Source organism: Streptomyces flavusporus (genome assembly GCF_046267975.1).
Taxonomy (GTDB): Bacteria; Actinomycetota; Actinomycetes; order Streptomycetales; family Streptomycetaceae; genus Streptomyces; species Streptomyces flavusporus.
The window spans coordinates 7580379-7603107 of sequence record NZ_CP176503.1; the positions used below are offsets into that span (position 1 = coordinate 7580379).

At 71.7% G+C, this 22729-nt stretch carries 24 protein-coding genes; 14 read left to right on the plus strand and 10 right to left on the minus strand.

Translation table 11 applies throughout. The annotated features are described in order from the left end of the window. Window positions 1-117: 117 nt before the first annotated feature. The 3 genes from ACKTSN_RS35725 (at window position 118) to ACKTSN_RS35735 (ending at window position 3708) form a co-directional block, all read left to right on the plus strand. Window positions 118-849 carry a class II aldolase/adducin family protein gene (locus ACKTSN_RS35725; protein WP_409472893.1) on the plus strand — a complete coding sequence of 244 codons (732 nt, stop codon included), beginning with the start codon at window positions 118-120 and terminating at the stop codon, window positions 847-849. A gap of 135 nt (window positions 850-984) precedes the next feature. Then, the gene (locus ACKTSN_RS35730; protein WP_409472894.1) at window positions 985-2112 is read left to right on the plus strand and encodes an alpha/beta hydrolase family protein; all 1128 of its coding nucleotides are present in this window, start codon (window positions 985-987) and stop codon (window positions 2110-2112) included. Window positions 2113-2259: 147 nt separating this feature from the next. Further along, window positions 2260-3708: a hypothetical protein gene (locus ACKTSN_RS35735; RefSeq protein ID WP_409472895.1), complete on the plus strand. Its 1449-nt coding sequence runs from the start codon at window positions 2260-2262 to the stop codon at window positions 3706-3708. A 6-nt stretch (window positions 3709-3714) separates the two neighbouring features. On the opposite strand, the gene ACKTSN_RS35740 is transcribed toward ACKTSN_RS35735, so the two are convergent. Then, complete coding sequence (locus ACKTSN_RS35740; protein WP_409472896.1) at window positions 3715-4137, minus strand: VOC family protein; 423 nt, start codon at window positions 4135-4137, stop codon at window positions 3715-3717. 280 nt (window positions 4138-4417) lie between these two features. Between ACKTSN_RS35740 and ACKTSN_RS35745 the strand changes: the two genes are divergently transcribed. From ACKTSN_RS35745 to ACKTSN_RS35760, 4 genes are all read left to right on the plus strand, one after another. Continuing rightward, window positions 4418-5164 carry a hypothetical protein gene (locus ACKTSN_RS35745; protein WP_409472897.1) on the plus strand — a complete coding sequence of 249 codons (747 nt, stop codon included), beginning with the start codon at window positions 4418-4420 and terminating at the stop codon, window positions 5162-5164. Window positions 5165-5255: 91 nt separating this feature from the next. After that, entirely contained in the window at window positions 5256-6854 is a 1599-nt protein-coding gene (locus tag ACKTSN_RS35750; RefSeq protein WP_409472898.1) for an ABC-F family ATP-binding cassette domain-containing protein, read from the plus strand. Window positions 6855-7216: 362 nt separating this feature from the next. Beyond that, window positions 7217-7438 carry a helix-turn-helix domain-containing protein gene (locus tag ACKTSN_RS35755; RefSeq protein WP_006123601.1) on the plus strand — a complete coding sequence of 74 codons (222 nt, stop codon included), beginning with the start codon at window positions 7217-7219 and terminating at the stop codon, window positions 7436-7438. A 134-nt stretch (window positions 7439-7572) separates the two neighbouring features. After that, complete coding sequence (locus ACKTSN_RS35760; protein ID WP_409472899.1) at window positions 7573-8364, plus strand: enoyl-CoA hydratase/isomerase family protein; 792 nt, start codon at window positions 7573-7575, stop codon at window positions 8362-8364. 5 nt (window positions 8365-8369) lie between these two features. Here ACKTSN_RS35760 and ACKTSN_RS35765 read toward each other — a convergent pair whose 3' ends face one another. Next, window positions 8370-9089 (minus strand): nucleopolyhedrovirus P10 family protein, encoded by a 720-nt coding sequence (locus ACKTSN_RS35765; protein WP_409472900.1) that lies wholly within the window; start codon window positions 9087-9089, stop codon window positions 8370-8372. An 89-nt stretch (window positions 9090-9178) separates the two neighbouring features. Here ACKTSN_RS35765 and ACKTSN_RS35770 point away from each other — a divergent pair, with 89 nt between their 5' ends. From ACKTSN_RS35770 to amaP, 5 genes are all read left to right on the plus strand, one after another. Continuing rightward, entirely contained in the window at window positions 9179-9661 is a 483-nt protein-coding gene (locus tag ACKTSN_RS35770) for an Asp23/Gls24 family envelope stress response protein (RefSeq protein WP_409472901.1), read from the plus strand. Between the two features lie 61 nt (window positions 9662-9722). After that, entirely contained in the window at window positions 9723-9908 is a 186-nt protein-coding gene (locus tag ACKTSN_RS35775) for a hypothetical protein (protein ID WP_409472902.1), read from the plus strand. Beyond that, a complete protein-coding gene (locus tag ACKTSN_RS35780) occupies window positions 9905-10288 on the plus strand; it encodes a hypothetical protein (RefSeq protein WP_409472903.1) in 384 nt (127 codons plus the stop codon). Before ACKTSN_RS35775 ends, ACKTSN_RS35780 begins: the two co-directional genes overlap by 4 nt. Next, window positions 10285-10965 carry a DUF6286 domain-containing protein gene (locus ACKTSN_RS35785; RefSeq protein ID WP_409472904.1) on the plus strand — a complete coding sequence of 227 codons (681 nt, stop codon included), beginning with the start codon at window positions 10285-10287 and terminating at the stop codon, window positions 10963-10965. Before ACKTSN_RS35780 ends, ACKTSN_RS35785 begins: the two co-directional genes overlap by 4 nt. Continuing rightward, window positions 10962-11549, plus strand: coding sequence for an alkaline shock response membrane anchor protein AmaP (gene amaP / locus ACKTSN_RS35790; RefSeq protein WP_409472905.1), 588 nt, complete (start codon window positions 10962-10964; stop codon window positions 11547-11549). The genes ACKTSN_RS35785 and amaP overlap by 4 nt, the downstream gene beginning before the upstream one ends. A gap of 8 nt (window positions 11550-11557) precedes the next feature. Here the strand turns inward: amaP and ACKTSN_RS35795 are convergent, their stop codons facing one another. The 5 genes from ACKTSN_RS35795 to ACKTSN_RS35815 all read right to left on the minus strand — a co-directional run bounded on the left by ACKTSN_RS35795 (window position 11558) and on the right by ACKTSN_RS35815 (window position 16432). Further along, complete coding sequence (locus ACKTSN_RS35795; RefSeq protein ID WP_409472906.1) at window positions 11558-12313, minus strand: SDR family oxidoreductase; 756 nt, start codon at window positions 12311-12313, stop codon at window positions 11558-11560. 5 nt (window positions 12314-12318) lie between these two features. Next, entirely contained in the window at window positions 12319-14103 is a 1785-nt protein-coding gene (locus tag ACKTSN_RS35800; protein ID WP_409475004.1) for a glycoside hydrolase family 15 protein, read from the minus strand. Between the two features lie 125 nt (window positions 14104-14228). Continuing rightward, window positions 14229-15020 carry an SURF1 family cytochrome oxidase biogenesis protein gene (locus ACKTSN_RS35805; protein WP_409472907.1) on the minus strand — a complete coding sequence of 264 codons (792 nt, stop codon included), beginning with the start codon at window positions 15018-15020 and terminating at the stop codon, window positions 14229-14231. Between the two features lie 90 nt (window positions 15021-15110). After that, the gene (locus ACKTSN_RS35810) at window positions 15111-15344 is read right to left on the minus strand and encodes a hypothetical protein (protein ID WP_409472908.1); all 234 of its coding nucleotides are present in this window, start codon (window positions 15342-15344) and stop codon (window positions 15111-15113) included. Between the two features lie 92 nt (window positions 15345-15436). Further along, on the minus strand, window positions 15437-16432 hold the full coding sequence (locus tag ACKTSN_RS35815) for a DEDDh family exonuclease (protein WP_409472909.1): 996 nt from the start codon (window positions 16430-16432) through the stop codon (window positions 15437-15439). 201 nt (window positions 16433-16633) lie between these two features. Between ACKTSN_RS35815 and ACKTSN_RS35820 the strand changes: the two genes are divergently transcribed. Together ACKTSN_RS35820 and ACKTSN_RS35825 are read left to right on the plus strand one after the other, a co-directional pair. Then, window positions 16634-17506 (plus strand): sterol desaturase family protein, encoded by an 873-nt coding sequence (locus tag ACKTSN_RS35820; protein ID WP_385515861.1) that lies wholly within the window; start codon window positions 16634-16636, stop codon window positions 17504-17506. Continuing rightward, on the plus strand, window positions 17503-18168 hold the full coding sequence (locus tag ACKTSN_RS35825; protein ID WP_409472910.1) for a lysoplasmalogenase: 666 nt from the start codon (window positions 17503-17505) through the stop codon (window positions 18166-18168). The genes ACKTSN_RS35820 and ACKTSN_RS35825 overlap by 4 nt, the downstream gene beginning before the upstream one ends. Before the next feature lie 4 nt (window positions 18169-18172). Here ACKTSN_RS35825 and ACKTSN_RS35830 read toward each other — a convergent pair whose 3' ends face one another. The 3 genes from ACKTSN_RS35830 to ACKTSN_RS35840 form a co-directional block, all read right to left on the minus strand. After that, window positions 18173-19180 carry a CopD family protein gene (locus tag ACKTSN_RS35830; protein WP_409472911.1) on the minus strand — a complete coding sequence of 336 codons (1008 nt, stop codon included), beginning with the start codon at window positions 19178-19180 and terminating at the stop codon, window positions 18173-18175. A 97-nt stretch (window positions 19181-19277) separates the two neighbouring features. Beyond that, window positions 19278-20795 carry a S8 family peptidase gene (locus ACKTSN_RS35835; RefSeq protein ID WP_409472912.1) on the minus strand — a complete coding sequence of 506 codons (1518 nt, stop codon included), beginning with the start codon at window positions 20793-20795 and terminating at the stop codon, window positions 19278-19280. Between the two features lie 96 nt (window positions 20796-20891). Then, window positions 20892-22415 (minus strand): S8 family serine peptidase, encoded by a 1524-nt coding sequence (locus ACKTSN_RS35840; RefSeq protein WP_409472913.1) that lies wholly within the window; start codon window positions 22413-22415, stop codon window positions 20892-20894. Window positions 22416-22729: the final 314 nt, after the last annotated feature.

Below are 22729 nucleotides of genomic sequence, written 5' to 3' on the forward strand. Positions count from 1 at the left end.
GCCAAGTAGGGGTGAAGGGGGATCTGTGCTGATATGCACCCTTCCGGACGTGCCGCTTCCGCCCTACAGTGCCCCGACGCGGCAACCGCCCGACGGCCTCCCTGGCAGGATCACGACATGGCGGAAAAGCGGCGGGACCAGCGGGACGTCCGGGGCGGCCGGGAGGGCGCACAGGAAGTGGGGGAGCAGCGGATGAGCGGTGTGCGGGACGAGGAGTTCCGGGCCTGGCAGGCGCTCGTGGCGACGGCTCGCCGGACCGTGGCCGACGGACTGGTCGTCGGTACGTCCGGCAATGTGTCCGTGCGCGTCCGGGACACGGTCCTGGTCACACCGTCGGGCGTCCCCTACGACCGGCTGACGCCGGACGACCTGACCGCCGTCGACCTCGACGGACGGCAGGTGCGCGGCACGCTCGTCCCGACGAGCGAACTGCCCATGCATCTCGCCGTGTACCGCACCACCGACGCCCGAGCTGTCGTCCACACCCACGCCGTGCACGCCACCGCCGTCTCGACGCTCGTCCGCGAGCTCCCCGCGATCCACTACATGGCCGGCGCGCTCGGCGGGCCCGTCCGGGTTGCCCCCTATGCGACGTACGGCACCGAGGAGTTGGCCGAGAACATGCTGCACGCCCTCGCCGACCGCTCCGGCTGCCTCCTCCAGAACCACGGCACCCTCACCTACGGCGCCACCCTCGACCAGGCCTACGACCGCACCGCCCAGCTGGAGTGGATGTGCCACCTCTGGCTGACCGCCTCCTCGGTCCCCGGCCTGACCCCGACCCTCCTGTCCGACGACCAGCTGAGGACGGCGGGGGAGCGGTTGCAGGGGTACGGGCAGCGGGGGTGACGAAGGCGCAGCGGCACCCCGCACGCGCCGGTGAGCGATCCCGCCCCCACCCGCACCCCCTCAACACCCCAAGCCGCATCACCTCGAGCCACCCTCCCACTGGCCCCCGCCGACGTCCGCCAGGACACTGGATCCGTGCGCACTGTCAAAGCGGCGGCCGCCGCCGTCACCGCGATGACCGCGGCCGGCGCCGCCGCCGTGGCCGCCGGCCGGTTCGCCAGCGGCGCCGCACTGAAGGCGCCGCCGGGCCGGCCCCTGCCCACCGAACCCCGGCTCACCGTGCACGGCACGGCCGCGGGCCGCGTCACCCTCACCCGCGCCCTGGCCTCCCAGCGCCCCGGCACCTACGGCCTCTCCGGCGACGGATCCCACGCGGTCGTCGGCCCCGTCCTGGACAGCGTCCCGCACCCCGCCGACGCCGTCGTCCGCCGCCTGGAGCGCGTCACGCACGGCAGTCTGGAGCCGGGCGACAAGGTGTGGCTCACTCCCAACCTGCACATCGGCGACCCCGGCGCCGCCCTCGGTCTCGACCACACCGACGTCGACGTGCTCGGTGAACTCGGCGTCCTGCCCGCCTGGTTCGTGCCTGCCGCCAGGGACATCTGGGTGATCACCGTGCACGGTCTGGGCACGACGAGGGAACACCCCATGAACGTCATGGAGTTCCTGCACGGCCTCCGCTTCCCCGTGCTCGACCTCGCCTACCGCGGCGACCTCGGCGCACCCCGCCCGCCCGACGGCCTGAACCATCTCGGCGAGACCGAGTGGCGCGACCTGGACGCGGCGATCCGCTACGCCGTGCGGTACGGCGCCGAGCGGGTCGTGCTGTACGGCTGGTCGACCGGCGCCACCATGGCCCTGCGCGCCGCCGCACACTCCGCCGACCGCGACCGCATCCGCGGCCTCGTGCTCGACTCCCCGGTCCTCAACTGGGAGGCGACGCTGCGCGCCCTGGCCGCGGCCCGGCGGACGCCCGCACCCCTGCTGCCGCTGGCCGTGCGCGCCGCCCAGGGCCGCATCGGTCTGTACGGCGACCGCATCGACGAGGCCGCCCACCCCGAACGGCTCAAGATCCCGACCCTGATCTTCCACGGCCCCGACGACACGGTGGCCCCCTGGGCCCACTCCCGCCGACTGGCCGAACGCCGCCCCGACCTGGTCGCCCTCCACACCGTCCGGCAGGCCCCGCACAGCGCCCTGTGGAACGCCGACCCGTCGGCATACGAGGAAGCCCTGCGCCGCTTCCTGACACCGCTGATGTGAGTCCCGGCCGCGCCGGTTCCGTTTAACGCCGTACCACTGTCCGGATCTCGGCCCACAGCCGCCGGAAGAGCCTTGCGTTGGCCAGTCCCGTTGCCGCCCGTGACATTCCGTTTGGGTTTTCGGACCGTCAACCGGAAGACTGCACCCGTGACGTCCCGTATCCCGCGCGACTCCAGGCTTCGACTCGTCCGCCCGCGACCCCTGGCCGCCGCCCCCCGAGCGATGAACCAGCGGCGCTCGCGCCGCCCCGCGCCCCGCCCGCCGGAGGGCACACCTGCCCCCTCGGAGCTGGCTGGAATGGCACGTTCCAGGCTGGCCGGCGCGGCCCGCGTCGCCCGCTGGGCCGACACCGCACTCGGCCCCGGCAGGGGCAACGCGACCTCCGGCGGCAAGGCCTCCCTGGCCGACACGACCGCCGAACGGGCGGCCGGTGAGCTGGGTCTGACGCCGGCCCAGGTCCGCGCCGACTGGGACACCGCCCGCCTCGCCGGCCTCGTCGAGGTGCACGGCGACAGCGCCCGCCCCGGCTGGCGGCTGCGGGCCTGGGACCGTGACGACACCGCCGTTCTGCGCGGCTGGGTCGCCCTGTTCGACGCCTGGTCGCTCGCCCATCCGGAGCCCGCCGACCACCAGCCCGCCGCCGTCGCCGAGGTCGTCTCGGCCATGCCTCAGGTGCTCTCCTTCCTCCAGCTGTCCGCCGGACCGGTCCCGGTCGAGCAGCTCCTCGACCTGCTGGCACAACGCGTCAGGGAACTGCGCACCGAGCGCTGCGAAGTCCCCTACGGCCCGCCACGTGAACCCACGCGCATCCCGGCCCCCGCGCCCCCCACCGACGCCGGTCCGGCGCATCCCGAGCAGCCACCCGGGCACGACGCCGAACTGGCCCCTCTCCTCGACTGGGCCCTGCACGCCCTCGCCTCCGTCGGCGCACTCACCTACGGCGACGGCCAGGCCACCCTCACCCCGCTGGGCAGCTGGGCGGTCTGGGTCAAGCTGGAGCAGATCTGCGTCGCCGCGCAGAGCCCCGCCGGGAACATCGAGGCGGCCGCCGAGGACATGCTCCGCGGCTGCGCCCAGCTGCGCCCGAACGCGGCCCGCGCCGAGTACCGCGCCTGGCTCGCCGCCCGCCCCGTCGGCAGCGCCGTCACCGAACTACTCGACGCCGCCCGCGGCGAGGACGCCCTGCTGCGCGGCCTCGCCTTCGAGGCACTGCGCGTCGTCGGCGCCCCCGCCGAGCCCGACGTACGCACCGCGCTCGGCGAGCCGACCCTGCGGCCGTACGCCCTGCTGTGGCTCGCCGAACACGACGGAGCCGACCCGGAGGACGCCCACGAGGTGCTCACCCGGGAGGAGGCCACCTGGCTGTGGGTCGACACGGCGGCCGCCGTCGCCGACCACGGTGAGGCGCCCCTGCTCGTCCGGCATCTGGAGTCCGCCGTGCAGCCGACGGTGCCCGCGCTGCTCGACGAGGTGCGCGCGGTCGGCCATCCCCGCACCGTCCAGGTCCTGGTCGCGCTCGCCGCGGCCCACCCCGACCCCGCCCTGGCCAAGGCCGTGCGCCGCGCGGCCTTCCAGGTGCACACCGGGGGCAGCTGATCCGGCTCAGGCTTCTATCTGAGGGCCGTACGTCCCGAAGCTCCAGATGTTGCCCTCGAGGTCCACGGCCATGTAGTCCCGCGAGCCGTAGTCCTGGTCCGTCGGGGGCATCAGGATCTCCGCGCCGTGGTCCACGGCCCGCTGGTGGTGTGCGTCGACGTCGTCCACGACGACGTACACCCCCGTCGGGCCCGCGCCCTTCATCGCCTCGTCGAAGCGGCCGCCGCGGCCCTTCGAACCGAGCATCACCGCGCCGTTGCCCTGGACCAGCTCGGCATGCATCACCGTGCCGTCCTCGCTCTCGTACACGGACAGTTCCGTGAAGCCGAAGGCCTCCGTCAGCTGCCGGATCGCCGCCTTCGCGTCCGAGTACAGCAGCGTCGGAAAGATGCTCGGACGCCCACCGCCGGTGCCTGCCACGCCGATCACTCCCTTGTGTATCGCTGCCCGAAATGCCAGGAACCCCAGTCCGGAAATCCCGGAAACAAGCCGGAAATGCTGCCTGTTGCTCAGTCTTGCACCCGCCACTGACAACGCCCCCCCGACCGAGAGGAAGCCGGCGCCGGGCGGGCGTCCGAACGGGGGACCCGCCCCCGCCCCCGCGTCGTGTCCCGACGGCGCACCCCGCGCCCCGGCCCGCGCGTGGCTACGCTCTGCGCCTGTCCGCGTGGGAAGCGGCGAGCAGTGGGCTCCGGACGAAGGGGGCGTGGTGATCGTTCTGCCGGTCGAAGTGACGCGGACGAGCCCCCACGCCCCGGTCTCGAGGGCCCCGCTGCGCACCCTCCGCCGCCTTGTGGCCGCCGCGGCCGCCCTCCTCCTCGCGGCCCTCCTCCTCGCCGCCCACCAGGCGCGCCCCGCCCCCTACGGAGACCGCCTCACCGTCCACGCGCGCGTGCAGCACCCGACGGAACTGCGCACCCATGAGGGGACCGTCGAGGCGTACGACCCGACGACCGGCGAGGTCCGCTGGCGTCACGCCCGTGACGGCCGGCGGCCGCTCACCGTGCTCCCCGCGCGCGGGGAGGCGATCACGCTCTGGGACGACGGCTTCGTCACCGCCACCGACGGCAGGTCCGTGCGCTGGCACCGCGCCCTGCCCGCATCCGCCGACTGGCTCGCGGGCCACGGCGGCACCGGCGTGCTGCGCCCCCTCGGCCGTGGCATCCTCGCCGTTCTCACCCCGCGCCGCGTCGCCGCGTACCGCACCGCCGACGGAGACCTGCGCTGGGTGCTGCCCGCCCGCAAGGGATGCTGGTTCGCGCCCGAACGTGCGCTGCGCCGCGGCGGAGCCCTGCTGATCGCCCAGCCCTGCGCCCGGGACGCGTGGACCGCGCAGCTCGTCGCCGTCGACGACCTGGGCCGGATCGCCCCGCACCGCAGGCCCCTGGGCAACGAGGTCCTCGGCCGCGGGCCTGAACATCTGAACCCGCAAAAACTGGTTGCAGTGGCCCGTTAGACTGGGTCCATGGCCATTCTCCTCGTGCATTAGACGGCGGGAAGTCCCTCAGCCGCCTGTCCCGCCTCACAACCCGCCCTGGAGTCTGTCCGTGATCTCCGCCTCCGGTATCGAGCTGCGCGCCGGTGCCCGCGTCCTCATCGAATCCGCAACCTTCCGTGTCGCCAAGGGCGACCGCATCGGCCTGGTCGGCCGCAACGGCGCCGGCAAGACCACCCTCACCAAGGTCCTGGCCGGCGAGGGCATCCCCGCCGCCGGCGCCGTCACCCGCTCCGGTGAGGTCGGCTACCTCCCGCAGGATCCCCGCACCGGCGACCTCGACATCCTCGCCCGCGACCGCATCCTCTCCGCCCGCGGCCTGGACGTACTGATCCGCAAGATGCGCGAGAACGAGCAGCGCATCGCGGGTGGCACGGGCGCCACCCGCGAGAAGGCGCTCCGGCAGTACGAGCGGCAGGAGACGGAGTTCCTCACCAAGGGCGGGTACGCCGCCGAGGCGGAGGCCGCCACCATCGCCGCCGCGCTCAACCTGCCCGACCGGGTGCTCGGCCAGCCGCTGCACACGCTCTCCGGCGGTCAGCGCCGCCGTATCGAGCTGGCCCGGATCCTGTTCTCCGACGCGGACACGCTGCTGCTCGACGAGCCCACCAACCACCTCGACGCCGACTCGATCATCTGGCTGCGGGACTACCTCAAGACGTACCGCGGCGGCTTCATCGTGATCTCCCACGACGTCGACCTGGTCGAGACGGTCGTCAACAAGGTGTTCTACCTGGATGCCAACCGCGCCCAGATCGACATCTACAACATGGGCTGGAAGCTCTACCAGCAGCAGCGCGAGGCCGATGAGAAGCGCCGCAAGCGGGAGCGGGCCAACGCGGAGAAGAAGGCCGCCGCACTCAACGCGCAGGCCGACAAGATGCGCGCCAAGGCCACCAAGACGGTCGCCGCGCAGAACATGGCCCGCCGCGCGGAGAAGCTGCTGTCCGGCCTCGAGGAGGTCCGCCAGTCGGACAAGGTCGCCAAGCTGCGCTTCCCCGAGCCCGCGCCCTGCGGCAAGACCCCGCTGACCGCCGAGGGCCTGTCCAAGTCGTACGGCTCGCTGGAGATCTTCACCGACGTCGACCTGGCCATCGACAAGGGCTCCCGCGTGGTCATCCTCGGCCTCAACGGCGCCGGCAAGACCACCCTGCTGCGCCTGCTGGCCGGGGTCGAGAAGCCCGACACCGGCGCGGTGATCGAGGGCCACGGCCTCAAGCTGGGCTACTACGCCCAGGAGCACGAGACGCTCGACCCCGACCGCACGGTGCTGGAGAACATGCGCTCGGCCGCGCCCGACATGGATCTGGTCGCGGTCCGCAAGGTGCTCGGCTCGTTCCTGTTCTCCGGCGACGACGTCGACAAGCCGGCCGGGGTCCTCTCCGGCGGCGAGAAGACCCGCCTCGCCCTCGCCACCCTCGTGGTGTCGTCGGCCAACGTCCTTCTCCTCGACGAGCCGACGAACAACCTCGACCCGGCCAGCCGCGAGGAGATCCTCGGCGCGCTGCGCACCTACAAGGGCGCCGTCGTCCTCGTCACCCACGACGAGGGCGCCGTCGAGGCGCTCCAGCCGGAGCGGATCATCCTGCTGCCGGACGGCGTCGAGGACCTGTGGGGCGCCGACTACGCCGATCTGGTCGCACTCGCCTGAGCCGGCGGGAGCGGTCAGTGCCGTTTGATCGAATGCGTGATCCACGCGTATGGATCATTCGGCCCATCGGTGATCCATCATCTGTGTGAGATCTCCTCGTACCCCAGTGTGTCCTACACCGGTTTCGCGGCCGGTCCCTTTGTCGACAAGGGGTCGACCGTGCCCCGTTCCTGACCTGGTGATTCACGGAACAACCCGTTCGGCTGTATGCACATCACCTGGTGGAAGTGCAGATTCCGCTTGTGGGGATGTGCTCCTGTCGTCAAATCCCTCACCCACGGACCTTGCCGAATGGGTGGCCATGAAGCCCCGGAGGGGTGATCATGAGGGGACCAGAGCGCACTTCCCATGAGGAGGCACGGGTGGCCGAGACTCTGAAGAAGGGCAGCCGGGTGACCGGCGCCGCGCGCGACAAGCTCGCGGCAGACCTGAAGAAGAAGTACGACTCCGGTGCGAGCATTCGGGCGCTGGCCGAGGAAACCGGCCGCTCGTATGGCTTCGTACACCGGATGCTCAGCGAGTCGGGCGTCACGCTCCGTGGGCGTGGCGGGGCGACACGGGGCAAGAAGGCCGCTTCGGCCTGACCCCCGGGCGAGGCCCCTCGACTTCGATGGTGGCCACCCGGTCGGTCAGGTGATCGGCTGGGTGGTTACTGTGCAGTCACTTATGAGTGCCGTCGTACGGCACTCACGATGACCGCACCCATCGGAGGCGCCCCATGGCTTCGCTCGACCCGGTACTCGACAAGGACGGCGTACGGCTCACCGTCGACGACGCCATCGCCACGGTGACGCTGACCAATCCGGCCAAGCGCAACGCGCAGAGCCCCGCTCTGTGGCGGGCGCTGGCCGAGGCGGGCCGGTTGCTGCCGGGCTCCGTCCGCGTGGTTGTGCTGCGCGCCGAGGGCAAGTCCTTCTCGGCCGGGCTCGACCGGCAGGCGTTCACGCCCGAGGGCTTCGAGGGCGAGCCGTCCTTCATCGATCTCGCGCGCGGCGGTGACGCCGAGCTGGACGCGACCATCGCCGAGTACCAGGAGGCGTTCACCTGGTGGCGGCGCAGCGACATCGTGTCCATCGCCGCGGTGCAGGGGCATGCCATCGGCGCGGGCTTCCAACTCGCCCTCGCCTGTGACCTGCGCGTCGTCGCGGACGACGTGCAGTTCGCCATGCGCGAGACCAGCCTGGGACTGGTGCCGGACCTGACCGGCACCCATCCGCTGGTCGGGCTCGTCGGCTATGCCCGCGCGCTCGAAATCTGTGCGACCGGGCGCTTCGTACAGGCCGAGGAGGCCGTGAGTACGGGGCTGGCGAACGTCGCCGTGCCGCCGGCCGAACTCGACGGCGCCGTACGGGACCTGACGGCGGCGCTCCTTGCCGCGCCGCGGGACGCGGTCATCGAGACCAAGGCCCTGCTGCGGGGTGCGAGAGAGCGTACGTACGAGGAGCAGCGGGTCGCCGAACGCGCCGCTCAGGCACGCCGGTTGCGGGACCTGGCGGGCATCGGCGAGTAGGACGGTCAGCCGACTGCCGTGATCAGTACCGCCACCGTGGGGTGATCCGGCAGCGCCTCGCCCACTTTCGCGCGGACCTCCCGGGCGACGTCCACGGCCCGGTGGTCCGCGCGTACCGCCAGTTCGATCCGCACATGGCGGCGCGGGAGCGCGCGGTCGCCCGGCTCCTCCTCGAGGTGCACCGCCCGGCCCACACCGCCCAGCGCCCCGGTCAGACGGCTCACGCCCCGGACGGCGAGGGCGGCGTCGGCCACCAGGGCTTCCTCGGCGTCCGTCGACTCCCGCGCCTGCGGCGGCTGAGGGGGTTGTACGGCGTCGGGTTCCGCCTCCTGGTCCAGCAGGGCGGTCACCCGCAGGTCGACCTCCGCCACCGTCAGCCCGAGCCGCTGCGACGAGGCCGCCGCCAGGGACGTACGCAGCCGGGAGGCCGCCGTCGGCAGCGGTTCGGCGGCCGTCGCCGCGAAGTCGGCGGTCACACGCAGAGGGCCGGGCGGCAGGGCGCTCGGCGGTGGCGGTACGGCGGGCTCCTGGGCGCCCTCCGGATCGGCCAGAGTGATCCGGACCGCACCCAGGCGCACGCCGGGCAATGCGCCCGCCGCGCTCCGGAGCACCGCCTCCGCCGCCCGTTCCGTGATCCACGCGCCGTCGCGCGGGCCGCCCAGCGGCAGAAGTCTGCCGAGCCCCAGTTGCTGCCGTACCGCCCGCGTCCATCCGTCCGCTGTCATTGCTCCAGCCTGCCGCATTCCTGGCGCGCACCCGAGTAACCGCGCTTACCGTGGTCGAAGGGGACGACGACCGAAAGGGACGCACGGCCATGACCGATATGAACCGGACACAGGCCCCCGAAAGCGAAACCCAGCCCCCGGTGCAGACCCGCAAGCCCACCAGGCGTGGCGGCGGCGATCCAGAGACCCGGGGGAGGACCACCATCGCCGACGGGGTCGTCGAGAAGATCGCCGGACTCGCCGCCCGCGACGTCCTCGGCGTGCATGCGATGGGCAGCGGACTGAGCCGCACCTTCGGGGCCGTACGCGAGCGGGTGCCCGGCCAGGCGAAGTCCGTGACGCGCGGGGTGAAGGCCGAGGTCGGAGAGGTGCAGACCGCGATCGATCTGGAGATCGTCGTCGACTACGGCGTGTCGATCGGCGACGTCGCGCGGGTCGTGCGGGAGAACGTGGTCTCGGCCGTGGAGCGGATGACCGGCCTCGAGGTGGTCGAGGTCAACATCGCGGTGAGTGACGTCAAGCTTCCGGAGGAAGAAGAAGAAGAGGAGGAGAGGGAACCCCGGATCCAGTGACGCCCCAGCGACCGGAACACCCATATGGCTGACGCGCCGCTGACAAGCTGAGGAGCGCACGATGAGTATGGCCTTGGTCGGCATGATCGCCGGAATGGCCCTGGGCTTCGCCGGATACTTCGGCGGATTCAGTGCCTTCCTGCTGGTGGCGGCCCTGGGGGCCGTCGGGTTCGTCGTCGGCCGGTTCCTGGAGGGGGACCTGGAGGTCGGCGACTTCTTCCGTTCGCGTGGCGAACGCCGGCGGTGACGCCCGTGAGCAGTGGGGCCGCCGAACCTCGCAGACCGGTCACCGTCGTACCTCCGGGCGAGCGCGGGGCGACCTGGATCGCCGACCGCGTGGTCGCGAAGATCGCCGCGCAGGCGGCCCGCGAGGCGCTCGGCACGCTGCCGCCCGAGGCGGCCCGCCCGCACGCCACGGTCGTCGTGCACCACGACGCCGCCCGGGTCCGCATCCACCTCGAACTCGACTACCCCAGCGACATCGGCTCCCGCTGCGGGCAGGTGCGTCGCCGGGTCGTCGAACGGGTAGGCGCGTTGGTGGGAATGGACGTTCCGGAGGTCGCCGTCCAGGTGGAGCGGCTGCATCTGGCAGCGGCGCACGGCGCGGCGCAGGGGAGGACGCGATGAGCGAGTCCCAGGGCTCCGACGGCACCACACAGCAACTGCCGGTCATCGAGAAGGAGCCGGCCGAGCCCGAACTCGGCCAGTCCGCCTCGTCGGCTGCCTACGAACCGCTGCCGGCCGCCGACGCGGACAACGGCGGAGACCACCGTTTCTGGTCGGCCCGCCGTATCCCCGCGGGCATCGTCGCGCTGCTGCTCCTCGTCGTCGCGGGCACCTTCCTCTACGACATCGCCGCCGTCCGCGCCGACCGGCCGCCCATGCACTGGCGCCGGGAACTCGCCCGCCAACTCGCCGAACGCCCCCTCGACGACACCTGGGTCCTCGTCGGCGCCGGCGTCGCCGCCGCCCTCGGCCTCTGGCTGATCGTGCTGGCCACGACGCCCGGACTGCGAGCCGTCCTGCCGATGCGGCGCACCCATGCCGACGTACGCGCCGGACTGCACCGCGACGCCGCCGCGACCGTGCTGCGCGACCGGGCCATGGAGGTGTCCGGTGTGCAGTCGGTACGGGTCCGGATGCGCCGCAGGCGGGCCGACGTACGGGCGGTCTCGCACTTCCGTGAACTGGACGAGGTACGCGCCGACCTGGACAGCGTGCTCGCCGACACGATCAGGGGGCTGGGCCTGTCCCGGCGGCCCGCGCTGACGGTGCACGTCCGGCGGCCCGGCCGGAAGGGGTGAGCGCGGTGCTCAGGACCGTCAACCGGGTGCTGCTCGCGATCATCGGGCTGGTGCTGGTCGTGCTGGGCGGGGCGGTGCTCGCCGTCGGGCTGGGCGTCGACCCCCCGTCCTGGTGGATCCATCACGGCAGGAACGACGTGCTGCTCGGCGACGCCGAGCGGGTCCGCTGGCGCGACGCCGGCTGGTGGTGGCCGGCCGTCCTCGCCGCGCTGGCCGTCCTCGTCCTGCTCGCCCTGTGGTGGCTGGTCGCGGTGCTGCGCCGGCGTCGGCTCTCCGAGGTGCTCGTCGACACCGGCGACGGCGAGGGCGCCCTGCTGCGCGGGCGGGCCCTGGAAGGCGTACTCACCGGCGAGGCGGACGCCCTGGACGGCGTCGCCCGCGCCCATGTCCAGCTCACGGGGCGACGCCGCGCGCCGGAGGCTCGGGTACGGCTCCTGGTGGAGCCGCACGTGGACCCCGGGGATGCACTGCACCGCCTCACGGCCCAGGCCCTGGCCCACGCCCGCGATTCGGCGGGCCTGGCGTCGTTGCCGGCCGAGGTCCGCCTGAGGGGTGTCAAGCACCGTGCGGAAAGGGTCAGTTGACGTGCCTCTCAGAAGCCGTGCCGCGCTCCGCCGTCCACCGGCACCATGACGCCCGTCAGATAGGACGCAGCCGGCGACAGCAAGAACGCGGCCGTACGCCCGAACTCCTCCGGCGTCCCGTACCGCCGCAGCGGAATACGCGACTCGGCAGCCGCACGCGTCGCCTCCGGATCCGCGGACAAGGAGTCCAGCTCACGCACGCGATCCGTGTCGATACGACCGGGAAGCACCCCGACGACGCGGATACCCCGCGGCCCCAGCTCGTCCGAGAGCGACTTGGCAAAGCCCGCCAGCCCCGGCCGCAGCCCGTTGGAGATGGTCAGCCCCGGAATCGGCTCGTACACCGAGCCGGACAGCACAAACCCGATGACGCCCCCGGCTTCGAGCTCCGCCGCCGCCGCGCGGGCGAGCCGCACCGCACCCAGGAACACCGACTCGAACGCCGACTGCCACTGCTCGTCGGTGTTGTCGGCGACGAACCCGGCGGGCGGCCCGCCGACGCTGACGAGGATGCCGTCGAAGCCGCCGAACCGCTCACGCGCGGCACCGATCAGGCGGGCCGCCGCCTGCGGATCGCCGTTGTCCACGGCCACCCCGTACGCGTTCGGCCCCAGCTCCGCCGCCGCGTCGGTGACCCGCTTCTCGTCCCGCCCGGTGATGACCACCTTCGCCCCGTCGGCCACGAGCTCGCGCGCGGAGGCGTTGCCCAGCCCGCGAGTGGCCCCGGTGACGACGTACACCCGGTCCTTCAGTCCAAGATCCATGGCCCCTATCCTGCCCCGTCCGCCCCGTAGAGGACGAGGGCCGTGTTCACCAGGCCGATATGGCTGAACGCCTGCGGGAAGTTGCCGAGCTGGCGGCCGGTCACGGGGTCGTACTCCTCGGCCAGCAGCCCCACGTCGTTCGCCATCCCCACCAGTCGTTCGAACAGCTCGCGGGCCTCGTCCGTACGACCCGTCATGTGCAGTGCGTCCGCGAGCCAGAACGAGCACACCAGGAAGGTGCCCTCACTGCCGGGCAGCCCGTCGACGACTGTCCCGTCGGTGCTGTAGCGGCGCAGGAAGCCCTGGTGGCACAGCTCCTCGCGCACCGCGTCGATGGTTCCCTTCACGCGCGGGTCGTCCGGCGGCAGGAAGCCGACGCGCGGGATGAGCAGCAGGGCGGCGTCCAGCTCGCGCGAACCGTAGTACTGCGTGAAGGTGTTCCGCTCGGGGTCGTACCCCCGCTCGCACACCTCGCGGTGCACCTCCTCGCGCATCTCCCGCCAGCCCGCCAGGTCACCCTTGAGCTCCGGATGCCGTTCCAGCGTGCGCACCGCGCGGTCGGCGGCCACCCACACCATCACCTTCGAGTGCACGAACTGGCGTCGGCCGCCGCGCACCTCCCACAGCCCTTCGTCCGGCTGCCGCCACGCCGTACGCAGGAACTCCATCAGGGCACACTGCAGGCGCCACACGTGCGGCTTGACGGACAGGCCCGAAAGCCGGGCCAGCGACAGGGAGTCCATGACCTCGCCGTACACGTCCAGCTGCAACTGCCGTACGGCGTCGTTGCCGATCCGCACCGGTGCGGAACCGGCGAAACCGGTCAGCCAGGGCAGCTCGTACTCCGGAAGCCGCCGTTCACCCGCCAGCCCGTACATGATCTGCAGGTCCGCCGGGCCGCCCGCGACCGCCCGCAGCAGCCAGTTGCGCCAGGCCTCCGCCTCCTCCTGGTAGCCCGCCGACAGCAGCGCGCCCAGGGTGAGGGTGGAGTCGCGCAGCCAGCAGTAGCGGTAGTCCCAGTTGCGCACACCGCCGATCTCCTCGGGAAGAGAGGTGGTGGGCGCGGCGACGATGCCGCCGGTCGGCGCGTAGGTGAGGGCCTTGAGGGTGATCAGCGACCGGACGACTGTGTCCCTGTGGGGGCCGTGGTAACGGCAGCGGGCCGCCCACGCCCGCCAGTCGGTGACGCTGCTGCGCAGTGCCTGGTACGGGTTGACGAGGGGCGGGCGCGGCTCGTGGGACGGGTGCCAGGTGAGGACGAACGCGACCTTCTCGCCCTTCTCGACCGTGAACTCCGAGTGCGTGCCGAAGTCCTCGCCCCAGGTGCGCACGGCGGGTTCGCTGCGCAGCCACACCGAGTCCGGGCCCGCGACGGCCACCCGGTGGCCGTCGGTCCTGCGCACCCACGGCACGATCGAGCCGTGGTCGAAGCGCAGACGGAGCGTGCTGCGTACGGTCACCCGGCCGCTGCGGCCCTCCACGACGCGTACGAGGTCGGGTGCGCGGTCCCGCTGCGGCATCAGATCGGTGACCCGGACCGATCCCTCCGGGGTGTCCCACTCGGTGTCGAGGACCAGTGTTCCGGGGCGGTAGGCGCGGCGGGTGCAGTGGCCCTCGGCGCCCTTGGGGGCGATCCGCCAGTGGCCGTTCTCCTGGTCGCCGAGCAACTTGGCGAAGCAGGCGGCCGAGTCGAAGCGGGGAAGGCAGAGCCAGTCGACGGAGCCGTTCTTGCCGATCAGGGCGGCGGTCTGTTCGTCGCCGACGATGGCGTAGTCCTCGATGCGGTTCACGGCGCCGATACCGGCGCCGTTCTCGGCTTTGCTCTCGGCTCGGTTCTCGGTGGGCGGGTACACGGATTCCGGGTTCCCGGGGGGCCGTGGGGGCAATCCGGGCAAGAGCCGGGCGGGTGACGGGGTTACACCGTCGCCGGCTCCGCCTCCGTCTGCTCCTGCTTCGCCGCCTCCGCGCGGTCCCGGACCTCGCGGCGGGCGAGGATGACCCAGCCGACCGGGACGCCCGCGGAGAACAGCCACCACTGGATGGCGTAGGCCATGTGGTTGCCGATGCTGTCGTGGTCCGGAGCCGGGATCAGCTCGGGCGTGTCGCCCTTGGGTTCGGGCGAGGTCAGTTCGATGTAGCCGCCGAGGACCTGCTTGCCGAGACGCTCGGCCGCCTGCTCACTGCTGATCAGCATGACCTGGCGGTCCGGCAGCCCACTGACGTCCTTGATGCCGCTCTCGGCGGTCGTCTGGTCGGGCATCAGCCGTCCGGTGACGGTGATCTCACCCTCCGCCGGTGCGGGGATCTTCGGGAACGCCGTCTGGCTGGGGCCGTCCGCGGGGATCCAGCCCCGGTTCACCAGGAGGACCTTGCCGTCGTCGAGGACGAAGGGCGTCAGGACGTGGAAGCCGACCTCGTCGTCCGCGTTGGTCCGGCGGCGTACGACCACCTCGTGCGCGGTGTCGAAGCGGCCCTTCGCGGTGACCCGGCGGTACAGGTCCGCGTCCTCGACCTCGGCGCCGGGCGAGGTCAGCGATTCGGCCGGAACCGGCTCGGCCGCCAGTGAGTCGGCGATCACGTTGTTCAGCGCGACCCTGTTCTCGTGCCGGTGAAGCTGCCAGAAGCCCAGCTCGATCATTGTGGGGATGAGCGCGAGGGCGACAAGGGTGAGGATCACCCACTGCCGGGACAACAGGAAGCGGTACACCCCACGACCGTACATCTCGGGCTGCGGGGTGCTGTCGCTGGGGTGTGCCGCAGGGGGATTGGGTGGGGCTCGGGCGGGGCTTGGACCGTCTCAGACCTTGTCGATGATCCCCACCTTCCCCTCTGCGCGGGCGCAGTGGGCGCCGCAGTACCAGTGGCCCTCGGCCTCGACGCCCTGGCCGATGATCTGGACTCGGCAGTGCTCGCAGATGGGTGCCATGCGGTGGATCGCACAGGAGAAGCAGTCGAAGACATGCACTGCGCCCTGTGCGTGCACCTCGAAGGTCATTCCGTAGTTATTGCCGCAAACTTCACATGTCGCCATGCGCCACAGGGTGAGCCGTCTCCGCGGCACGGGCGAGCGGACGCCGGGCGAGTCGCCCGGCAATCACCCGTCCGTACGGCTGCCTGCCGGGTTCACGGCTCCGACGCCGGTTCCACGTCCCCGAGGAGCTGTCCGAACGCCGCCTCGTCGACCACCGGCGTGCCGTACTGTCGGGCCTTGACGACCTTCGACGTGCCCGATTCCGGGTCGTTCGTGACGAGCAGGCTGGTCAGCCGGGACAGGCTCGTGGAGACATGCAGCCCGGCCTCGGTCGCACGGTCCTCCAGCAGCTCGCGCTCGACCGACGTGTCCCCCGAGAAGGCGACCCGCATGCCCTGCTTGAGGCGTTTGCCCTCTTCGTACCGACCCGGGTTGGGATACGGGCAGGCGGGTCTTTTGCGGGAGGGCCGCCAACTGCCCGGCCGGTAGCCGCCGTACCCGCCCGTCGCCTGTTGTCCGAGGCGGGGCGCGGGCGGCTCCCACCACTCGGTCAGCGGCCGGCACTCGTGCAGCGGCAGCCGTACGCCGCTCTCGGCCGCGGCTCTCAGGCTCGGCCGGAACGCCTCGGCCAGCACGCGCGCGTCGTCCAGTGCGTGGTGCGCCCGCTGCTGGACGACACCGAAGTGCGCGGCCAGCGACTCGAGCTTGTGGTTGGGCAGCGGCAGTTCCAGCACCTTGGACAGGGCAATGGTGCACAGCCGTTGACGCACCGGGGCCTCGCTCTTCGCACGCGCGTACTCCCGGGCGATCATCTGCCAGTCGAACACGGCGTTGTGCGCGACGAGCACCCGGCCCTCCAGCCGGGTCGCGAACTCCTCGGCGATGTCCTGGAAGAGCGGTGCCCCTTCGAGCACCTCGCTCGTCAGACCATGGATCCACACGGGCCCGGGGTCCCGCTCCGGATTGACCAGCGTGTACCAGTGGTCCTCGACCTCGCCGCGTCCGTCCAGCCGGTAGACGGCCGCGGAGATGATCCGGTCGTCCCGGGCCAGGCCCGTGGTCTCCACGTCGACGACCGCGTATCCGTGGGGATAGGCGGCCGGCCACGCTGTGGGGGAGGACGTTGCGGTCATGCGGTCTTCGAGCATGGTCACTGAGAATACGGGCCGGGACTGACATCGCTGTCCGTCAGGTACGCCCGTCCGCCTGTCCGGGAGGCCGTACCGGATACGGGCGCACGCGCGCGTACGCCATTGGTGGAGATCACCAACAAGTAAGCGCGTACCCCCGGTAATACTTGTCGGTAACAACGTCTAGCCGTGGCCGACCCGCAGTCCTACGGTGCAGCCATGCCGAACCTCCCCGATGTCGTGGTCTGGTCGATACCCGCCTTCGTGCTGCTCACCGTGATCGAGATGATCAGCGTCCGTCTCCATCCCGACGAGGACGCGGCGGGCTACGAGGCGAAGGACGCCGCCACCAGCGTCACCATGGGGCTGGGCAGTCTCGTCTTCGACTTCCTCTGGAAGATCCCGATCGTCGCGATCTACACGGCGATCCACGAACTCACGCCGCTGCGCGTGCCCGTGCTGTGGTGGACCGTCCCGCTGATGCTGCTCGCCCAGGACTTCTTCTACTACTGGTCCCACCGCGGCCACCACGTCATCCGCATCCTGTGGGCCTGCCACGTCGTCCATCACTCCAGCCGTAAGTTCAACCTCACCACCGCATTGCGCCAGCCCTGGACCTCCCTGACCGTCTGGCCCTTCTACGTTCCCCTCATCGCCCTCGGCGTGCACCCGGCCGCGCTGGCCTTCTGCTCCTCCGCGAACCTCGTCTACCAGTTCTGGATCCACACCGAGCGGATCGACAAGATGCCCCGCTGGTTCGAGTTCGTCTTCAACACGCCGAGCCACCACCGGGTGCACCACGCCTCCCAGGGCGGCTATCTGGACCGCAACTTCGGCGGGATCCTCATCGTCTGGGACCGCCTCTTCGGTTCGTTCGTCGCCGAGACCGAGCGGCCCGTGTACGGGCTGACCAAGAACATCGACACCTACAACCCGCTGAAGGTCGCCACCCACGAGTACGTCGCCATCGCCAAGGACATGAAGGCGGCAGCCGGTTGGCGCGAGCGCGCCGGGCGGGTGTTCCGCGGGCCGGGCTGGCAGCCCGCGCCCGCGCCGACGCCGGAACCGGCCGAGGAGACCGCGGCCGCGTGAGAACACCCCGCGTCCTGCTCGCCGCCTTCGCCCTGGCCGTCGTCACCGACCTCGTGTCCCTCGCGGTCGGCTTCGGCCCCGGCCACACCGTGGCCAAGCCCCTCCTGATGCCCTTGCTGGCCGCCTGGGCCGCCCTGCACGGCGCGCCCCGGCTGCTCGTCGTCGCCCTGCTGTTCGGCTGGGGCGGTGACACGCTGCTCCTGTCGGACGCCGAGCCCGCCTTCCTCGCCGGGATGGCCTCCTTCGCCGTGGGCCACGTCTGCTACCTCGCCCTCTTCAGGGCGCACGGTCGGAACGCCGTTCCACGCGCGCGTGCCGGTCTGTTCGCCGTCGGCTACGTCATTGCCCTCACCGGCACCGTCGCCCTGCTCTGGTCGGACCTGCCCGCCGACCTCCGCCTCCCCGTCGCCGCCTACAGCGCCCTGCTCACGGCCATGGCGTTCGGCGCCCTGATCCGGCTCGGCATGGCCGCCGGTCTCGGCGGGGCGCTCTTCATGCTCTCCGACACGCTCATCGCGACCGGCGTCGCCGACTGGCCGCAACCACCGAGGCCGGGCTTCTGGATCATGGCCACGTACATCGCCGCACAGTTCCTGCTGACCCGGGGCACCCTCGGCACGGACCGACGTGCCCCGACGATGCCGTTGCGCGAGGCGGCGTGACCCTTCACCAACGGATCGGCAGCGGCAGCGCCGTCAGCAGGCCCGACACCGCGACCGCCACCCCGAGCCCGACGACCTCCATGCGCGCGGGGAAGCAGGCGGTCAGCGGGTCGGCCGCCCGGCGCAGCCGGATCCTGGCCCACAGGGCGAGCAGCGCGACCACGGCCACGAGGAGCACCTTGGCAAGCAGCACGCGCCCGTACGCCGTGGCCGTCAACTGCTCCAGCACTGTGTCCGGCGGCATCCGGCGCAGGGTGCTCCAGATGCCGGTCGCGGTGATCACGGCCAGCAGAACGGCCGCCACGCGCGCGTACCGCCCCAGCAGGGCGGCACCCGTCTGAGCGGCACCCCACAGGCGAAGCGCCCGCAGCACGTGCAGCAACCCGCCCATCCACAATGCGGCGCAGGTGAGGTGAACGAGCGTCAGACCGGAGCCGACGAGTGGGCTGTGCTCGGTCGGGGGATGTGCGCGCAGCGCCTCCGCGACGGCCACCGCGGCCAGCGGCCACACCTGCGTCCCCGGCCGGCGCGTCAGTGCGCACAGGCCCGCCACCACGAACGCGTTGACCTCCAGCAGCGCGAGTCTGCCGTCCCGGGACGCGTAGAGGCCGCCGACGTCGATCTGGGCGAGGCTCGTCGGCACGAGGTTGCCGGTCGCCACGACCGACGCGAGCCCCAGCGCCGCGACGAAGCCGGCGCAGGCCGCATACGGCGCCCAACTGCGCGGCCGCCCGTCCGGCGCGCTGGGCAGGGAGCGGCCCAGCCGGTTCACGAACAGCTCGCCCACCGGCACACACAGCGCCGCGAACAGCACCGCACGCAGCAGCCCGACACCCCCGACGCCGGGAGCCGCCGCCTCGCCGGTGCCGTGCAGAGCGGCGGACGGTCCCAGCACGGGCATCAGCGCGCCGAGCACCACCAGGACGAGCACGGCGACCGCCCGGCCGACACCGGGTCTTCGTATCGGCCCGTCGGCGTCGGCCACCCCGGGAGTGGGTCGTATCAACGTCACCTCGAGAGCTTCACCAGCGGCCACGGGCTGCGGTGGTCGGCCGCCGCGTCCGGGCCGGACGGATACCCGCCCGGCCCGGATCACCTGCACAAAAGCCCTACCTGGTCACCGCGTCCAGTGCGTCCGCCGTGCCCCAGCCGTAGAAGCCGTTGTAGTTCTTCGGGCCCTCGCACACCGCGTCGACCTTGCCGTCGCCGTTGATGTCGTAAGGGTCCGTGCACGAGGTGGCGTCCGCCTCGGCGTACAGCAGGGCCTTCACCAGGCCCGGAGTGGCGTGCGGGTGGGTCGACTTGATCAGGGCGGCCACGCCCGCGACATGCGGCGAGGCCATCGACGTACCGGCCATGTAGCCCCACTTGCCGCCGGGCAGCGTGCCCAGGATCAGGCCGCTGGTCGCGGGCGGCTCCGGCTTCTGGTACGCCGTGGAGTCGCCGCCGGGAGCGGCGATGTCGACGACGCCCAGACCGTGGTTGGAGAAGGACGACTTCAGGCCCTTCGCACCGGTCGCCGCCACCGTCACGATGCCCGGCAGCTGGGTCGGTATGTCGTAGCACTCGGACGGGTCGATCACCCGCTCCGTGGGCGTGGAGTCGTTCGGGGACACCGGGTCGGTGATCTCGTCGGCCGCGAGGTCGTAGTTCTCGTTGCCGGCCGCGGCGACGTTGACCGCGCCCTTCTTCTCCGCATACTCCGAGGCCCGGGTGATGGCCTCCACCAGCGCCTTCTGGTCGGGATCGTTCTTGCAGTTGAAGTACCAGGGGTCGGTGTAATAGCTGTTGTTCGTCACGTCGACGCCGTGTTCGGCCGCCCACACGAAGCCGCAGACGACGGCCTCCGTGTAGAAGTAGCCGGCCGTGGTGGACACCTTGATGCCGGACACCTTCACCCCCGGCGCGACGCCCGTCATGCCGACGCCGTTCTTGGCCGCCGCGATCTCCCCGGCCACGTGCGTGCCGTGCGGGCTCTCCGTCGCGCCGGGCCGCCAGGCGCCGTCGGTGGTGTCCGGCTTGCCCGTCACGCAGTTGACGGAGGCCTCGCGGTCGAAGTTCGGGGCGATGTCGGGGTGCGTGTCGTCGACGCCGGTGTCGATCACGGCGACGGTCACCTTGCTGCTGCCGAGCGACTTCTCGTGCGCCTTGTCCGCCTTGATGGCCGGCAGGTCCCACTGCAGGCCCTGGAGCGGGTCCTGTCCCTCGGCGGCCTCGGCGTCGGCGACCTCCTGCGCACTGAGCACCTTCGGCGTCCCCACGTCGGTGGTGGACTGCGTGGGCAGCGGGGCGGTCCGGGTGGCACCGGCCGACTCCACCCCGCGCACCGTGCGGATCGTCCTGGCGAAGTCGGCGTTCGACGAGTGCACGACGATCACGCCGATCCGGTCGTACGACATCACGATCGTGCCGCCGGCGTCGGCGATCGCCTTCTTCACATGTCCCGAAGGACCGTGCCCGGGGCGGACGTTGACGACGTAGCTGAACGAGGTCGCGTCGGCGGACGCCGTCGGCGCGGGCTGAGCCGCGGACGCCGTGGCGTTCGGCAGGAATGCGACAGCCGTCGCCATGGCCATCCCGACGGGGATCACCAGGGCGCGGCGGTGGCGTGGGTGAGGCACTGTCATGGTGAGGATGTCTCCAGTTCGTTCGCGGTACGACGGACCGTGCGGGACGTCCGAGCGGCGCGGCCGGACCGGCCGCGCCGCAAGCCTGACGGCGGCCTACTTCACCGCACGCAGCGCATTGACGATGCCGAAGCCGTAGAAACCGTTGACGCGGTCGCCGCCCTCGCACACCGCGTCCTGCGTGCCGTTGCCGTCCTGGTCGTACGACTCGGGGCAGCCCGGGTTGTCGGCCTGCGCCTTGAGCAGGGCCTGGAGCTGCGCCGGGCCCGCCCACGGGTGCTCGGACTTCAGCAGCGCGGCGACGCCCGCGGCGTGCGGCGAGGCCATCGAGGTGCCCTGCAGGAAGGCGTACTGGTTGTTCGGCATCGTGGACAGGATGCGGCCGTTCTTCGACGGGGTGTCCGGGATCTGGTAGAGCCGGTCGCCGCCCGGCGCCGCGATGTCGACGACGCCCTTGCCGTACGAGGAGTAGTACGACTTGAGGTTCTGCACACCCGTCGCGCTGACGGTGACGATCCCCGGGAGCTGCGTCGGCACGTCGAAGCACTCGTGCGGGTCGATGGTGCGCTCGACCGGGGTGGAGTCGTCGGGGCTGGAGTCGTCGACGATGGCGTCGGAGTCCAGGTCGTGGTTGGAGTTGCCCGCGGACGCCAGGTGCAGGGTTCCCTTCTTCTGGGCGTACAGCTGGGCCCGGTTGACCGCGTCGACGATCGCCTTCTGGTCGGGGTCGTCCATGCAGTTGTACAGCCACGGGTCCACGTAGTAGCTGTTGTTCGTGATCTCGACGCCGTGGTCGGCGGCGAACACGAACGCGCACACGACGCTCTCCGGGTAGAAGAGACCGTTGTGCGGGTCGCTCACCTTGATGCCGGCCACCTTCACACCGGGCGCCACGCCGGCCACACCGACGCCGTTGCGGGCCGCGGCTATCTCACCGGCGACATGCGTGCCGTGGTAGTCCTCCGCGGTGTACGGCCGCCAGGCGCCCTCGCTGGTGTCCGCGACACCGCCGACGCAGTTGGCGGACTGGCTCGCGGAGAAGTTCGGGGCGAGGTCCGGGTGGGTGTCGTCGACGCCGGTGTCGATGACGGCGACGGTGACCTTGCTGCTGCCCGGGTTGATCTGTGCGGCCTGGTCGGCGCCTATCGCGCGCAGGTCCCACTGGTCGGCCTCGAGGGGCTCGCTTCCGGGCGTGGCAGCGGCCTCGGTCTTGGCGGCCTCCCCGTCCGTCAGGTAGTCGGCCGCGCCCTCGTCCGTCGTGCCCGCCGCGACCAGCGGGGCGGTGCGCGTGGCACCGGCCGACTGCACCCCGCGGACCGTGCGTATCTGCGCGCCGAAGTCCGGGTTCGCCGAGTGGACGACTATCACGCCGATCTTGTCGTACGTCGTCACGACGGTGCCGCCGGCCGCGGCGATCGCCTTCTCCACCGACGCGATCGTGCGCCGGTCCGTCTTGGTGTTGACGACATACGCCAGGTTGGGTGCGTCCGCCGTCTGCGCGCCGGACTCCACGCGCGGGGCGGCCGAGGCGGCCGCCGGCAGGAAGCCGATCGAGGCGGTCAGCGACAGCACGACGGGCACGGCGAGCGCCAGCCGACGTCTGGAACGCAGATGAGCCATGGGGTCTCCACATCATCCGGAAACGAAACCGGCCCGAGGCACAGGTGGTGCTCGGGCAGGTGCATGACGGGTGTGCAGGCCGAAGCTATCTCCCGAACTCGCTGGCCAGCAATGGCTTCCGACGATGACTTCGTGTTCCTGACGTACCGATTTTCGAAAGAAGTCGGACAGGTTGAACCGGACCGCGCGTGCCGCCGTGAGTTGAACAGGGAGCGCGAGCACGATCGAGCCCCCTTTTGGATCACGCCCGAAGGGCACTAACATCGCCGCCCGGTTCACGTGATCCACATCACTACCCTCATCATCGCATCCGC